Genomic DNA, 682 nt, shown 5'->3' with positions numbered 1-682 from the left:
GCATTAAACCCAGAACGGAGAAAGTGGTCGATCAATTTATTTTCAAAGACCGCTATAATTACCGAAAAACGCTGGGGGAATTTAGCAAGGTCATGGTGAACATCCTTGACCTTCCCTCTCTTTCCAAGCGAATCATTGAGACTATTACCCAAACGATGGGAGTCGGACAGGCCTCTCTTTTCCTCATAAACGATGAAAAGGGCGAGTACCAATTATCGGAGTCTCTCAACTTATTTTCTCCCCCCATCTTATCAAGGGAATCGCCTCTCATCGCGTATCTTCAGAAGATTAAGGAAATTGTGGTAAGGGAGGAAATAGCCAAGGGAGCAAATCTTCGCGAGTTAAGGGATGTCCTTCAACAGATGGGGTTATTGGGGGCGGAGATTAGCATTCCCCTCCTTTCCAAAGGGAAATTGATAGGCGTCATTAACCTGAGCCATAAATTAAATAAAGACCTTTACTACCAAGAGGATATCGATCTTCTTACTACGCTGGCGTACCAGGCGGCGATCGCCCTTGAGAATGCAAAGCTTTTCGAAGATCTCAAGAAATCGAAATCCTACATTCGGAGGGCGGACCGTTTGGCCTCCCTCGGGACTTTGACGGCGGGTCTAGCCCACGAAATACGGAACCCCCTGGTTGCTATCAAGACCCTCACCCAATTGTTGCCCGAACGGATCGA

1 protein-coding gene is annotated in these 682 nt (G+C 47.2%); it reads left to right on the top strand.

The genetic code is table 11. The features are described 5' to 3' along the window. Positions 1-95: 95 nt before the first annotated feature. Positions 96-682 (top strand): GAF domain-containing protein (locus N3G78_14840; GenBank protein MCX8119192.1); only part of this gene is annotated, 587 nt, incomplete at its 3' end.

It is taken from the genome of Thermodesulfobacteriota bacterium, from assembly GCA_026415035.1.
In the GTDB taxonomy this organism is placed as follows: domain Bacteria; phylum Desulfobacterota; class BSN033; order BSN033; family UBA1163; genus RBG-16-49-23.
This window is presented reverse-complemented; position numbering and strand designations above follow the sequence as displayed.